The following is a 16,247-nucleotide window of genomic DNA, read 5'->3' as shown; positions in this document are numbered from 1 at the left end:
TGAGTTAATTAAAAAGCGATATTAACACCCATTGTAAATACTTTGCTTGTCGGATAGGCATTGTAATCTACTCCCAACTGCCGGTTGTTTTGCCCTTTACTGTTTACTTCTGGATCAAAACCGGTATAGCTGGTTATGGTAAATAAGTTTTGAGCACTGACATAAAGTCTTAATGACTCAATATATTTTTTAATGGGGAAACGATATCCCAGTACGATATTTTTCAAGCGAACATAGGAGCCATCTTCGATCATGTATGATGATAAAGGTAAATAGGCATGTGGTGCAAGACGAGGTGCAGGGATGTCTGTGTGCGTATTATTCGGAGTCCAGTAGTTCAGCATATCTTTCCGTTGTGAAGCGAATGGAGATACCATTGCATATTCTCCACGTCCAAGGTTCATAATATCGTTTCCTATACTTCCGTTAATAAAGATACTTAAATCGAAGTTCTTGTATGTAAAGTTGTTTGTCCAACTAAAAATGAAATCGGGATTCGGATCTCCGATCACAGCCCAGTCTTCACGATCGATTTTGCCATCCTGGTTCAGATCTTTAAATTTAGCAGAACCTAATCCATCGGTTGTCAATGATTTCGGATGTTTTGCTACAGTCTCGCCATTGGCATTCACAATGGTAGCATCCATCATCTCTTGATTTTCGAATACACCGTCGTACACATAGTATTTCCATATACCAACCGGATAACCTTCTTCCAGCCAGCTTCCTTCCACTCTTAAATGCCCGGAAAGATATCCGTCCGGTCTGCCCGGTGTCACATCCGGCATACTCAAAACCTTGTTTCTATTCATCGAATACATAAGCGTGGTGCTCCATGTAAAGGCTCCGGGCTTATTACTTGTAATCAGGTCGTAGCTTACACTTGCCTCAATACCCCAGTTTCGAAGTGTCCCGTGATTACTGAAAATGGAACCGAAACCGGAAGAGAGAGGAATTGAAACATTCCAGAGAAGATCTTTTGTCTTTTTATAATAATAGTCGACGTTAAACTTCAGGCGATTGTCGATAAAGCCAAAGTCCAATCCCAGGTCTAAGTTCGAAGTTGTTTCCCATTTTAAGTTCGAATTAGGAATCTTATTGGGGGCGAATCCGGTTGCTTTGTCTCCTCCTAAATTGTAGGAGTATTGTGATAGACTCGCTACAGAAGAATAGCTTCCGAATCCTTGGTTACCAGCCAAACCATAGCTTGCGCGTAATTTCATATTGCTGAGCCAGTCTGCGTCTTCCATAAAGGCTTCTTCGGTTACACGCCAAGCTAAGGCTGCTGACGGGAAAAATCCCCATTTGTTATTGACACCGAATTTAGAAGAGCCGTCGGCACGTCCTGTCAAAGTCAATAGATATCTGTCTGCATAATTATAGTTGATACGTCCCAGCCAGGATGCCATCTGGGAAGACCATCTTGATGAGGTCGGAGTTCCTTTGGTGGTACTTGCCGATCCCATGCTGTTATCTTCCAATACGTCGTTTACAAATCCGGAGACGATCGTTCTTCCTTTTATTTCGTCGTCATATTGTATTGTCAGACCGGCTACAGCATTGATAGCGTGTTTTCCGAATGTTTTCTGATAAGTCAATAAATTTTCATTCAGGTAGACTGAACGCCTGTTCCATCCTTTTGTTGCGATACCATTATCACTCTCTCCCTGAAAAACAGTTGAAGGGAGATATGAGTCGCGAAAAGCATTTGAATAGTCTGTTCCTCCGCGTATTTCAAGGGCAAGCCCATCGGTGATCTTGTTAAGATTAAACTTTAGGTTGACATTTGCAATTACCCGATCGATGGTGGATTTATCTTTTGCCAATTCAGCCAATGCGTAAGGATTGCCTGTTGTTACTCCATAGGGAGTCTGGTTCATAGTCGAATATGTTCCATCCTCATTGTATACGTACATGGTTGAAGGGATTGCGAGAGCTCCGTTGATTACACCGCCGCCTTGGGCACCGTCACCTTCGGAAAAAGCAACATTTGAAAATGTACGGCTGGCGGTAAGAGAAGTCTGTACACTAATCCAATTGGAAATCTTTGAATCGATGTTTGCCCTGAGGGAGGCGCGTTTCAGATCCGAATTGATGACGATGCCGTCCTGGCTAAAGAAATTTCCGGTAATGGCATATTGATTGGATTCAGATCCCCCGCTCAGGTTTATTTGGTGGTTATGCATAAGAGCAGTACGGAAGATCAGGTCTTGCCAGTCTGTACTGTTGTTACGGTAATAGGAAGGTTCTTTCCATTTCTCGTTTGCTCCTCCGTAAATGGGAGCCACTCCTCCATTTTCGGCTGCGATATTAGACATGGTGGCAAATTCCTCACCGTTCATCATTTCCATTTTGTTGGCAATATTTTGAATGCCAAAGTAGCCGTCATAAGTTACTTTGGTTTTTCCTGTTTTACCTCGTTTGGTCGTGATCAGAACAACTCCGTTTGCACCACGAGAACCATATATAGCGGCAGATGATGCATCTTTTAGTATCTCTATGGATTCGATATCATTTGGATTGATAGTTACCATTCCGTTATTTGCGATTGCCCCGTTCTGGTTACCGTCTGCCATGGCTCCGGCCCCAACGGGAAAACCATCGATTACATATAAGGGTTCGTTGCTACTGGAAAGAGAGTTCCCTCCACGTACACGTATCGAAACCTGGCCTCCGGGAGCACCGGAAGTATTGGTCACCTGAACACCTGCTGCTCTTCCTTGAATACCCTGGTCCAAAGAGGTCATGGGAAGCTTTTGCAGTTCTTCTGATTTGATAGACGAAACGGCTCCTGTCAGATCGCTCTTTTTAACTGTTCCGTATCCTACAACGACAACTTCTTCAAGAGCTTTAGAATCTTCAACTAAAGTAATGTCGATTGTTGATTTGTTACCAACAGTTATTTGTTGAGATACAAATCCGATGTAAGTAAATTCTAATACAGATTTATTATTGGGCACTTCGATTGAATAGCGGCCATTAAAATCTGTAACGGTACCTTGGGTACTTCCTTTGACGACGACATTGACACCTATTAATGGCTCATCGTACGCACTTTTTACGACTCCTGTTACTTTTTGTTGAGCAAACAGAATTGTCGTACTCAACAAAAAAGCAAGTATAATTCCTACCTGCCGGAATGAATCAATGATCTTTTTCATATAATGTTAATTTAAAGTTTTACGAAGCTCGGTTATCTCCTTGAGACTAAAATTATGGATAAGATATTGATGAGGATAGAACAAAATGGCCATTAACTAACATTTTTTCGCAAATTGTTTTATTTCCGCATAAAATGCCAATTAATACAAATGAAGTGCACCTGAGAACAAAGACTGTTTCTTTTTACTTGGGTTCTTTATGATGTCTGGAAACAAAATCGGAGGGAGATTCTCCAAATTCTGTTTTAAATATTCGGGAGAAATAGGAGGCGTTATCGATTCCTACCCGTTCCATTACAGCACTGATCGAGATATTTTCTTGTGCTAATATCTGGGCTGCTTTTCTTAACCGGTAGTTCCGGATGAATTCGACGATTGATTGCCCGGTCAGAGCTTTTACTTTGCCATAGAGTGTACGTCTACTCATTGCCAAATTAGAGGCAATTTGTAATACATCGATTTCTGTATTGGACAGATTTCTTTCTATGACTTCCGTAAATTGTTTCATGAATTCAGCATCTCTTTTATTTATAGATGTTTCATTATTGTCTGTCTGCGCGAAATAGTGCTTGGCATAATATTCTTTTATTCTCGCCTGTTGCTTGAAAAGATTTGAGATACTCAATAATAAAATATCTTTATTGACTGGCTTTTTCAAATAAATGTCTGCACCGGAATATAAACCCTCTATCTGGTTCTCATCTCCGGTTTTGGCTGTTAATATAACAACGGGTATATGGGAACTGTCGATATTTTCTTTAATATGTTTACTCAGTTCAATGCCATTCATTCCCGGCATCATGATGTCAGTCAGGACCAGATCTATATTATCATCCTCTATTTGTTTTAATGCATCTTGGCCGTTTGTAACTTCTTTTACGTTATAATATTCCCGAAGCATTTCCGCTAATAACTCTCTTAGATCGTCATTGTCTTCGACAAAAAGAATGTTTTTTGTCTTTAAGTCCGGAAGAGGTGCAGGAGTTATATGCTGGCTTGTGAGAGCAGAGTGGCTCGTTAATTTATTTCCGGATAGTAGGGGTTGACTTGCAATCTCGTTATTAAAATTGTCTTTTTCGTAGGCGGATATATCGATTGGGAAACCGATTACTATATCGGAGCCTTTATCTCTTTCGCTATAGACTGCGATATAACCTTTATGAAGCTCTACCAGGCTTTTTACCAATGCAAGTCCTATGCCTGAGCCTAAATGTTGGATCCCGCTCGATTCGCTTACCCGGTAATAGCGTTCAAATATATGTCCGATAGAAGCTTCCGAAATACCGACTCCACTATCGCTTATAACCAATCCGTACAGGTTTTGTGTATTATCTCCTGTTCGGATAATGATCTTGTTTGTATATGAACTTTTGAAGTTGTTTATATTAGAGAGTGTCGAAATTTTTATTTTTCCGCCGTTTGGGGTATATTTGAGTGCATTATTGAGCAGATTCAGAAGTATTTTTTCCATTACTTTTTTATCAAAGTAAAGCTCTGTTGTAATGGATAAATCCAGTTCTGTGGTATAACTTATCTCTTTTTGTTCTGCGGCTTCGGAGAAGTCGGAACAATTTTCTGACACAAACTGATTCCAGTTACCGGTTTGCAGGTTTAGTCTGATCTTGTTATTTTGTAAAGAGCGGAAATCCATTACTTCATTGACTAATGCTATTAACCGTTTGGCATTGTTTTCGAGGATAGAGATGTATTTTTCCGCGAGATTTCCGGACTTGATAGGTTCTAATGCCGCAAGAATTAAAGAGAGAGGGGTACGGAAATCGTGTGATACGTTTGTGAAAAATATCAATTGTGCCTGGTGATATTCTTCTTTCTGTTCTTGTTCACGTTCTTCAAGGTAATATCGCATTTTCAATTTGCGTTGATAATTATAATAACGAATACATGTATAGAGGATAATAGAAAATAAGATGATATATCCCGTGATTGCCCAGTTTGTCAGCCATGGAGCAGGCTTGACTGTGATTTTAAGAGAGGTGAGTTCGCCCCATATGCCGTCATTATTGGCCGTCATAATTTCAAAATAGTAGATGCCTTTGGGTACTTTTGAATATGAGACGGATCGGTGGCTTGCATCCGTTTCGATCCATCTGTCATCGTATCTTTTAAGACGATAGCGAAAACGGTTTTTATCGGAGTTCAGGTAATTGGTCGAGGTGAACTCGAAAGAAAAATTATTCTGGTAATGATTGAGTGTTAATTCCTTTGTTTGGAAAATGGAGGATTTTAGCGGAGAATATTTATTATTGGGGATAACCGATGTGTTATCAAGTAAAAAGTCAGAAATAATGACTTTAGGTTTAAAGTCGTTGTAGGAGATTTTAGCCGGATCAATTATTGTAAATCCTTCATTTCCTCCAAAATAGAGTTCTCCATTACTTGATTTAAATGTTGAAAAAGGATAATAGGTTTGTCCTTGTGCTCCGTCTGCCTTATTAAATTGCTGAAGTCTGCCGGTTTCGATATTCATACGGAACAAGCTGTTATCGGTCCCCATCCAGATATTACCTTTACTGTCTTTATTTATACTGTAAATGGAATGGACTTTATATTTTGATAAATCGGCTTTTTGCAATAAGCTTTGTTTGGATATATCATAAACCAGCAAGCCGTTACCTTGGGTTCCTATCCATATGAGTTGTTGCTTATTGTCGACATGGATGGTCTGGATATTAATGTTATGGATATCTTTTATATCCGAATGCTTATATCCGGCTACTTGTACATCATGTGTTCGGACATTCATTGTTAGTAGTTGCTGGGAGGATGCGATCCACAAGGTATCTCCATTCCCTCTTTTTATGTCACTTATATCCCCATTTGGCTGAATAGGAAGTGATTGGAAATTAAAATGTTTGGTTGTGTTCTCTTTTATTGATAAGTAGGTCAGATAATTTCTATTCATCAGATATTTGATCCAGATTCCCGAGTCTGCTTCGGCAACGATTCTTTCAACATGATCATTTATTAGCATATTGTTATTGATCGTATAATGAGTGAAATGTTCTGTTTTTGTATTCAGACAGTCTAAGCCGCCTCGTGACATACCTATCCAAAGCAGATTGTTTGAGTATAGTAAACATTGGATGTTGTCGTATGAGAGGCTGTTTTGGTTAGGTCTGTATTTGAAATAGGAAAACTTGTTTGTCTGTTTATCATATCTGTTAAGTCCTCCTCCCTCTGTCCCTATCCATAAATATTTATCATCTTCGGCAAAACTACTGACGACTGAATAGCTTAACTCATCAGTTCGCCCATTGAATGACTTTAAACTCTTTTGTTCATCGAGATTGATGAAACAAAGTCCACCTGAATATGTGCCGAACCACAGACATCCTTGTACATCTTCGGCAATTCTCCAAATAGAATTGCTTGGCAATCCGTAGGGATCTGTCTTTTCGTATGAATGATGGATGAATTCATCGGTTTCGGGATTTAATATGTATATTCCACGTTGTCCGGTAATCCATATATGATTAAATTTATCAATGAATAAAGCTCTGGCGGAAACTCGTGTATCTCCTTGTGGATAAAAAAAATCATACTGCTTGATCTTTTGATGATTTTCGGTGGAGATTACAATCAATCCTTTACTTTCTGTCAGAACGTAGAGTAGAGAACCTTCGGATGTGATATCGACAATATTGTATTCCGGATTGTAAAGTACTTGTCGGAAGACTCTTTTGTTTTCATCATATAAATAAATTTTACCTGTTGCTGTTCCAATGTAGATGTTTCCTCCTTGCGTACAAATACACGAAACATCCGGGATATCACCATTTTCCGATTTTATTTGAGTAAATAGAAGGTTCTTTCGATTAAATAAACCTATTGAAGAAGGATTAGATATCCATAATCTTTCTTTAGCGTCTTCTTTGATAGAGGAACATCTACCTTCTAATAAGCAGTCGAAATTGTCAGTGAGGGAGTTGTATCTGAGTAAACCAACACTGGATGTTACATAAAGATCTCCGGCTTTGTCAATTTCCAGTCTTTCAAAAGGCCATGAGATGGATGGAGCGGTATTATTTAGTTTGTCTGTATATGGTTTAAAGGTATAGCCATCGAACCGATATAAATTATTAACGGTGATAACCCAAATGAATCCCCATTTATCTTGCCGTACGTCACGCTGTCCGTTTGTGCTTAATCCTCCTTCCGGAGACACGCGTCTGATTTTATAATTTGATTCAACGCTAAAACGACTGTCTGCATACAGATTCGTGAATGCTATTATTATGAATAGAAGGGAAAATAAGATTTTCTTAGGCATAACAAAATAGTATTACTTTGATTCAAATAGATGAGGAGACAAAGTTATAGAAAGATGTGACAAATAGGTTATCCTTTGTCATTATTTTATTTATCGGGATCGTATATGAACATATTGATTTCCGGCGTGCGTATCCCCGGCTTTAGCTCTCCGTTAATAAGTATGATCTCGTCCCCATTAATGGCAATCCCGGCTCCTGCGCGTGCCAGTTTTTCGTTTTCTTCAAGGACATTCCATTGCCGGGTGAAGGTGTTGTATTGCAACAGGGTGGTGTTGAATTTATACCATTCCACCGGATGAAACAGATAATTACGGGCTTCGTTTTGTAAGGAATCTTGTAATAAAGTATTACCGGCAGCTGTTGCCTGTTCTATTTCTAACGGACGGTTAAGCGCATCGCGAAAGCGGGTGTAGTTGACACCTCCCATTAATAAGATGGAACTGTTGCCGGATGAGACAGCGCAGCCGCCTGTCAGGGTATTGGGAGAACCTTCTGCTGAAAAAGGCAGAATGCTTTCCTGTCTCCACTCTTTTTTCTCCGGATGATAAGAGAGCATATCTGTCGACACAATGGCTCTCTGACGGCCTGAAACCGGCTGGAAACCACCTGTTAGATAAAGACGTGTGCCGTCTTGGGATTGCTGGGCTGCTAATACAGGCTGGATGCGGGCCGGACCGGGAAAATCCGGTAACCGGGTCCATTCTCCATTTCCCGATTCTGTTAATCTGAGGGAATAGAGTGTGTTTGAAGGGCTCTGCTGTTGGTTGCCTCCCGTCACGAATATCTGTCCGTCAGCATAAGCGGCTGCGAAATTATCCATTGTTACCGGCAGTTCAGGGAGTTTGGAGATACTTGGCTTTCCTTCCGCTGTCAGCCAGTTTACCAGGAAAACCTCTTTGGAAGCCCCTTTGTCGTTATTTCCTCCGATCCAGACAATACCTTGGGGTGTTGCGACAGAAGCGCCATACGCCAGCGGTTTGGATAGCTGTCCGGTCACTCGCCATTCAGGCGATGTTTGGCCGGTGATATCTAAGGCATAGATTTCACTGTAATATTGTTTGGTCCCTCCTTCGGCTGCCGGTTTGCCGGGAAAGTTACAGCCTCCGGCGACTAATAGCTGTCCGTGGCTGATGCCGGCGAATGGAGCGGATACGCCCAATGCTGACGTTTTACCGACATTGGGCAGGTCGGGCAATCCGGACCAGTCGACCTTCGAAGCCTCCGAACAGAATGTCGAAGCCGGAAGTCCTTCCCTGTTTACCAGATTGGCGCGGGTAAAAGGCTGCCAGCCGTAACGGACGAATTTCGGATGCTTGATTTGTCTGCTCCATGCTTTTATCGTCTTTCCATCGGTTATTAGAGCCTCGGCAGGTACGAATAATCCATCATGTTCCGCGATTTCAAAAGTCCGCAATTCTCCGCCGTCGGAACTATGCATCCCTTCTCCGTAATCAAAAGTGATGTAAGCCGTATCGGCTTTGAAAGAGACGGAACGGTATAACGGGCCGGACGGCAGGCAATCGTGGCCGTATGTTTTGTTTAATGCCCAATGGGCAAGACGTTCTCCTATTTCACGTTTGTGACGCGGATGGACATCTAAGGAATCTCCCTTGTCGCTGCTGACAGCCATGCCGCTGTTCGGTATGGATTGCATCAATTTGCGCTGGCTGTCGCGGAACCGGGGCCAGCTGGGGCGATCGATGCTGGATAGCTGCACGTAATAGAAAGGAAGTTCTTCCCGCCAGTTTTCCCGCCAGCTTGTCGTCAACAGGCGGAATAGTTTCTCGTGAGCTTCTATGTTGTGCGCATTCGATTCCCCCTGATACCAGATGATACCCCGTATCGGGAACTTTTCAAGTGGGTGTATGCCCGATTCGTATAAGTAGCACGGCTCATACGGATGGTGTTGCTGTTTGTTTGTTGACTTTTTGATATTGAGGCTTGCGCGTTCCCGGGCCCACTCCTGGATGAGATCATTCTGTCTCCAGTCGTATAGAATATCCGGAAATTCTGCCTCCAGCGTTTGACGGTCGACCCAGGCTTCCGTTGGCGAGCCGCCTATGGCATTCAGGATAAGCCCGACAGGAACCTGCAGGCTATCCGAAAGCATCTGCCCGAAAGCGAAGGCGACAGCCGAGAAACGATTCGCCGTTTCTTCGTTGCATTCTTTCCATTCGGTATCCTGGTAATATTGGAGCCTGTTGAGTGAATCCAATACCGAAACATCCCATTCCACCGCATTTGTCGCCCAACGGGGCTTCATATCGAAAAGACGGATTTGCGGTTTCCCGGCGGCAAATTCCAGAAAAGCTTTCCGCTGGCTGTCGATGGCACTGTTTACCTGGAACGCCATGTTCGACTGGCCGGAACAAAGCCATACTTCGCCGATCAAAACATTTGTATAATCCAGTCTTTCGGAATCGGCAGATATACTTAACGTGTACGGTCCTCCTGCTTTCATGGGCGGCAGCGTAACAGACCATTTGCCGTTTGCACCCGTCACGGCCTGCCCTTGTTGCCCGGCAATCCGGACTGTTACTTCCTCCCCGGCATTGGCAATACCGGCTATAACAAGCGGCTTTTCCCGTTGGAGCACCATATTATCTGAGTAAGTAACGGGCATTTGCAGTCCTCCGTGATCGTATGTAACGTTGTTGCCACAGTCAGCCTTCTGTGCATGCATGGCGGGAAGTTCCTTGTCCGGCGAATAGATGAGGCCGTCGACAGCCTTTTCACCGTCCGGTGTCACGAATACGAATGTAAACATCCACTTCTGCAAGCGGATTTCTGGTTGTGTGAATGTGCCGACAGGAAGTTTAAGAAAGACCTTGTTCCATCCTTTCTTTAAATGGACAGGGATGGGTGGACGAACCACGCAGTTCTCGTTGCCGAGCAGCGTCTCATTCGACTTTTCGCGATGTGTAGCTGTCCAGACAGGAGGAAGAATTTCCCGGTCGTTCAGCCATACGCGGCTTTCCCGGTAATCCCATTTTCCGGGAAGTGGTGGCAGGTCCATTTCCGAACGGCTGTAATTCTGGAATTCGATCCAGGCGCCGACATCCTGCGCTTCAGGTGAATAAACCCAAGTCCAGGCATAGGCCGTATGATTCTCTTCCGGCTGTTCGTAAATACCCGGAACCAGTGTTCCCCATACATGGCGCAGATAGATTCCGGCGCCTCTTGCCTCGCAGGTTCCGTATGTTTTCCCGTTGTATGTATATTGCGTATCCAATGTTTTTTCGGGCGGGAACGATTCGTGCAGATTCCCTTGGTTCGGGAAAGCATCCGTAATGCGCCATTTGACATTTGTCTGCCTGACGTACGCGAACGGATATCCCTGGAAATAATGTTCCTTATGCCAGAGCAACCGGTTCTCGAAATCGGCAAAAGCTTTGAACTCTTCGCTGCTTTCCGGAGGAAGGACAGTCCCGTGCTTGTCGAAATATTCGGTTCCTCCACCGCGCCAGGCACGTTCGGCGATGGCGAGCATATTCGGATAGAAGTTATTCTGTTTGATGATGTCCGCTTCCGGTTGGATCATCCGGTCGTTCCAGACGGCCAGGATCGTCCCGGCGAGATCGTCACTGCCCTGCGGCTCGTTGTAGATACGGCTGTTATAGAGGGCGAACAGGTCGGCGAACGTATCGAAGTGATTCAGGTAATGGAAGCGGGAATCGATGGCGGGAATCCCTTTTTGCGCTTTCCCGCGATAACTCCACAGATGCGTCATGTCTATTTCTCCCGGTTTGTAGTGCCAGCCGGGGTTCCAGGATATTACTTTTTTCCCTTTGGAACGGACATAAGCGACCATTTCGGGTACGAAATCAGGGTTTGTGAACTTCACCTCGTCCGTTCCGATGTGCAGGTACGGAACGTCGAATGTTTCGCATACTTCGTCCAACAGGAGCTTTAATATCTTCATCCCTTCCGGGCTCTGCATATCGTGGCCGAAAGCGCGCACAAAAGCGGCGCTGTGTCCCGGCATATCGATTTCGGGAATGAGCGTGACGTAATGCTGTTTGCAGAAATCAACCAATTCCCGTGCCTCTTTTAGCGTATAGAATTTTCCCGGCATACGGGTTGTGTTCGTGCTGTCGCTCAGCATCGGAAATTGTTTGCTTTGCAGGCGCCATGCCTGGTTCTCGGTCAGGTGCCAGTGAAAGACATTTATTTTGTAGCGGGACAGGGCCGCGATTTCCCGCTTCAGCTCTTCAAGCGAGATATAACTCCGTCCTACATCCTGCATAAAACCGCGGACCCGGAAAGCCGGCCAGTCTACTATTTCACAGCCGGCGACCGAAATGCCTTTCCCTTTCTTTTCCGTCAGCTGCCGCAAGGTCTGGACAGCCCGGTAGACGCCTGTTTCCGTCGTTGCCTCGATCCGTATTTCGTTGGACGTGACACGTAGTTTATACGCTTCGTCCGGATTAACCGGAATACCGGGAATACTATTCACCAAGTTGATGGTCAGTCTTCGGTTACCTGGCGATTCGACGACGGATATCCCGCAGTCCGATAACCATTCCATGCCCGGGAAATTTTTATTCCATGCGCATGAAACGGAAATTTCCCGGGCATGGAACTTTTCTCCGGTCCAAGTCACTTTTTGCGGCCAGGGGAGCAAATGAGGGATATTGGCTGCGCAAGCAGCCAATATCCCTAAACCTAAACTTACTAAAATGAACAGTATGCGTTTCATGAAAAACTTATTTCACTAAATCGGTCAGCTTGACTGCCTGGAATGTCATGTGAGCGACGCTCGATTCGTAGAAGATGCCGACCGTCTCGCGGTCGATCATGGAGAGGCAGGAATAGCCCCATCCTTCTTCTTCGTCCAGTGTTACTTGGTTGGCAAGCGGCCAGGTTATACCTCCGTCCGTACTGACTTTTATCGTGATATGGTTACGTCCTTTCGTCGTGTTCGGGTTGGAGAAGATCAGCAGGTCTTTTCCGGTGATATTGTCCTTTGCATCCACATGGATGAGGCTTGCCATGCAGACGGGCTCTTGCAGTGCGCTACGGCTCGACGGGTGTTCGTACCACGTTTTACCCAGATCGCGGGTCGTGGCTACGGCACGGCTTCCTCCCCGGTTGTCGCGCATGTTCAGCATCAGGACGCCGGGCTCTACTTCCGCCACCTGCGCTTCGGTCGTATTTGTCCGGGCCAGGTTGTGCAGATGCCAGGTGGTTCCGCTGTCTTTGCTGTACATGATGCCCGCATTCGGCACGCGGGTGGAATCGATAAACTGGATCGGGAAGACCAGTGTCCCGTCCTTCATCGTGATGCCTCGTCCCGGTCCTTGCAACAGGAAATACCAGGAAGGATCTTTCACCTGCGAGGTGATATTGATCGGTTTGCTCCACGTTTTCCCGTCGTCCTCACTCTTGACAAGCATTAATTGGGCGGTGCTGTCCGGTGTCATGCCCGGCATGGAGTTCCACCAGGCGCGTCCGTTCCCCATTCCGTGTGTCCAGGCTGCAACGACCCAGATAGTATTCGTTTTCTTGTCCACCAGGATAGACGGGTCGCCCACGCCATTCTGCGCATGAGGCAGTCCGCCTGTTTCGCCGAAAGTCATGGCCACGCGCATCGGTTCCCAGGTCTGTCCCTTGTCAGTGCTCCGGCTGACGCCTATGTCGACCATTTCCTGCAAGTCCACACTGCTGTTGTAGCGGATGTCGTACACACCTAACAATGTTCCGTTGTTGGAAGTCACCAGCCCCGGAATGCGGAATGCGGAAGCGCCATCGTCTCCGGCATGTCGCACGCCGATCCCCATGCGGCGCACATCCGCCTTGCCGTCCCACATGATCGTTGCCGGCATGCCGTTGATCTCGGCCATCGGCATCTGTACGGTGAGAGTCGACAATAAAGAGGTTTCCGGTTTCATTTCGATGCTGACCCAGTAATAGTTGACGCCCTCTACCATCGGTTGGTTGCTGGTGAAGGTCACCGTCCCTGTGATTTCCGTCACTTCACTCTGCTTAACGGAGTAAGCCGGATTGGCCGCTTTTGTTTTTCCTTCCGCATGGCTGGAAATATAGGATACGGGGCGGTAATGCCGGCCTTCCCTGGAGGCTGCTTCCGTGCCGCTATAAAAGAGGCGCAACGCCTTTATGTCGTTTAAATCGATTTCTCCTTTGAATTGCAGGGACAGTTTGTTGAGCACATCGCCTTTATGCGCGTCTATGCGCATTTCCAACAAAATATTATCCGTCCGGTCGATCAATATCGGAACCAGAGGTTTCCTGACAAACAGGCTGTCGGCTGCAAAAGCCGTTTGAATGAAGAGAAGGAGGCTAAAATAAAGAAGTATCTTTCTCATGATGTTTTTTTATTATTAATCGTTCATATTGATTGTTTTTGGTCGCAGGAAGATTACTTCCACGACTAAAGCGGCAAAGACCAGACCCGCCATCATGGCGAAATCGTGTCCCAGGTTTCCTGCATCCGTCGATTCGCCTAATAGTTTCGTGATGAACGCTCCGGCAAACACCCCTGTCATATTCATAATCCCGTAGGCCGTAGCCCGGTAGCGTGGCGATACGAACTGGCAAAGGATCGGCATGTTGTTGGCGTCGAATATGCCGAACCCGATACCGAAGCAAAGTCCGCCGCCGATAATCATCGCAAAGCTATTGCCGAACCCTAAGAGCAGAAGCGCGGGAATAGTCAGCGCGAGTCCGATGGAACCGGTATAAATACGGCCCCGGACGTTTCGTTGTATCCATTTATCAGACAATATACCGCCCGCAATCACCCCGATAAAGGAAGAGATCGCGATGGTGAAAGTCGATAACGGCCCTGCTTCCGACATATCGATGGACAGGTTTTCCGAGAACAGCGTCGGCAGCCAGTTCTTGGTTGCCCAACCCGGCAGGCTCGACGTGGCGAAATAGAGCAGGATAATCCAGAAAGAGATGTTTACGAATAACATTCCCATTCCTTTTATCGCAGCCGCCACCGGATTCTCTTTCGGCCCGGGAGCCGAAGCAACCGGCTTGACAACCGTATGGTCTTTTTTATCTCTGAGGAAAAGGATCAGCACCAGGCTGTACGCAATCCCGATGATCCCGAACCAGTGGAAAGTCGTCTCCCAACTGTATGCCCCGGCGATTGTCGCCCCGAAGCCGCCCAACGCCTGTCCGGTGTAGAGGCCGGTCATATGGACGCCGACTGCAAGCGAGCGGGTTTTCTCCTGGTGGTAATCCGTTATCAGGGAAAGTCCGGCAGGAATATACAAGGCTTCGCTGACTCCCATAATGGCCCGGAGGATATAGATCTGGTTGAAGTCTGTCGAATAGCCCATCATCAATGTTACGAACGACCAGACAAAGAGACTGCCTACGATCAGCCACTTCCGGTTCACCCGGTCGGCGATCATGCCGGCTACAGGGCTCATCAGGCCGTAAATCCAGAGGAATACAGCCATCAGGCGGCCGAAGTTGGTGGCGGATTCCAGTTCGGTAATATCGATCATCATGGCAGACTTCATGGTCGAAAGCATCTGTCTGTCCATGTAGTTTAACAAAGCTACGCCCCAAAGCAAGGCGACGACTATCCAGGGATAGTATTTCTTATTGTTCATCATAGCCCAGGCAGTATTTCCTTACATAACAGATGACATTTCAGAAGCATCCGGGGGATGTGGAACGGTCCTTTATACATGTTCCCCTTTGCAGGCTGTGAGAGTGTTCCGTCATAATGGAAATAGCCGAACCATTCGCCGTATTCCTTGTCCGGAAAACGAGCGTAGGTATATTCGTTGATCTGCCGGTGCATCTTCAGGTATTTCGGGTCTCCGGTCGCCTCATACGCATACAGCGTGGCAATGATGGCTTCGCATTGCGGCCACCAGAACTTCATATCGTGCCAGTATTCCTGTTGCGGGCGGTTTTTACAATCCCTGAAATAGGTGATCCCGCCATACTTTTCATCCCAGCCCCACTTCCAGGACCAATCGAGGATGGTCAGCCCCATCTGTTTCAGCTTCGGGTCCCAATTGCGGTGTTTGGCCTCTTCGAGAATGAACCAGGCTGTTTCGATGGAATGTCCCGGATTGATGGTTCGGCCCGGTATCGAGTCGATAAACTCGCCGTCCGGTCCGACAGTCTCTAAGATCGCTTTAAACTCCGGTTTCATGAAATCACGTTGCAGTTCGGCTATCGATTCGTCGATCTGGCAGGTCAGCACAGGGTCATTGACCGCTTCGCGGATGCGGGCGGCTGTGTCGATCAGGATCATGCAAAAGGAATGACCTTTTGCAACGAATCCTTCTCGAAATTTAGGCTCTAATGCCCCGGGTGTGTTCTTGTAATAGAGAATTTGGTTGAACAATTTGACCGCTTTTTCGGCATAGCTCTTGTCGCCCGAGGCGATCGAATACTGAGCCATGGCGATGGCGGCAAATGTTTCAGAAAATACATATCGGCGTTTACGTACGGGAGTTCCTATTTTCGTTACTTCGTAAAACATGCGTCCATCCGTATCGAAACAGTGTTTTTCGATAAAGTCGATGCCGCTTTTGCAGGCATCCAACCATTCGGCGCGTTTTTCGAGATGATTGTAAGCATAAGCGAGTATAAAGGCAAACCGCCCCTGGAACCAGACCGATTTATTCGTGTCTAATAGCGAACCTTCGCGGTCCAGGCAAGTGAAGTAGCCTCCGTTCTCTTTGTCTAACCCATATTTCAACCAGAAAGGCAGAATGTCGGTCAGTAGATCTTGTTTGTATTTTTCGCCCCAATACCCTAAGTATTCGGACGGGTGTGCGATGTCATTCATGGCGTTTTG

At 45.9% G+C, this 16,247-nt stretch carries 6 protein-coding genes; all 6 read right to left on the bottom strand.

Annotated features, from left to right (window positions below; translation table 11 throughout):
• Window positions 1–8: 8 nt before the first annotated feature.
• The gene (locus DWW90_RS02330) at window positions 9–3,161 is read right to left on the bottom strand and encodes a TonB-dependent receptor (protein WP_122343844.1); all 3,153 of its coding nucleotides are present in this window, start codon (window positions 3,159–3,161) and stop codon (window positions 9–11) included.
• A 184-nt stretch (window positions 3,162–3,345) separates the two neighbouring features.
• Window positions 3,346–7,452 (bottom strand): hybrid sensor histidine kinase/response regulator transcription factor, encoded by a 4,107-nt coding sequence (locus DWW90_RS02325; protein ID WP_122343843.1) that lies wholly within the window; start codon window positions 7,450–7,452, stop codon window positions 3,346–3,348.
• An 86-nt stretch (window positions 7,453–7,538) separates the two neighbouring features.
• A complete protein-coding gene (locus DWW90_RS20710; protein ID WP_122343842.1) occupies window positions 7,539–12,152 on the bottom strand; it encodes a cyclically-permuted mutarotase family protein in 4,614 nt (1,537 codons plus the stop codon).
• A 7-nt stretch (window positions 12,153–12,159) separates the two neighbouring features.
• Window positions 12,160–13,779 (bottom strand): sialidase family protein, encoded by a 1,620-nt coding sequence (locus tag DWW90_RS02315; protein ID WP_122343841.1) that lies wholly within the window; start codon window positions 13,777–13,779, stop codon window positions 12,160–12,162.
• Window positions 13,780–13,794: 15 nt separating this feature from the next.
• On the bottom strand, window positions 13,795–15,042 hold the full coding sequence (locus DWW90_RS02310; protein WP_122333791.1) for an MFS transporter: 1,248 nt from the start codon (window positions 15,040–15,042) through the stop codon (window positions 13,795–13,797).
• Complete coding sequence (locus tag DWW90_RS02305; RefSeq protein ID WP_122343840.1) at window positions 15,042–16,238, bottom strand: AGE family epimerase/isomerase; 1,197 nt, start codon at window positions 16,236–16,238, stop codon at window positions 15,042–15,044. Before DWW90_RS02305 ends, DWW90_RS02310 begins: the two co-directional genes overlap by 1 nt.
• Window positions 16,239–16,247 lie beyond the last annotated feature (9 nt).

The sequence above is a fragment of the Parabacteroides sp. AF17-28 genome, assembly GCF_003479205.1.
Lineage (GTDB): Bacteria > Bacteroidota > Bacteroidia > Bacteroidales > Tannerellaceae > Parabacteroides > Parabacteroides acidifaciens.
This window is presented reverse-complemented; position numbering and strand designations above follow the sequence as displayed.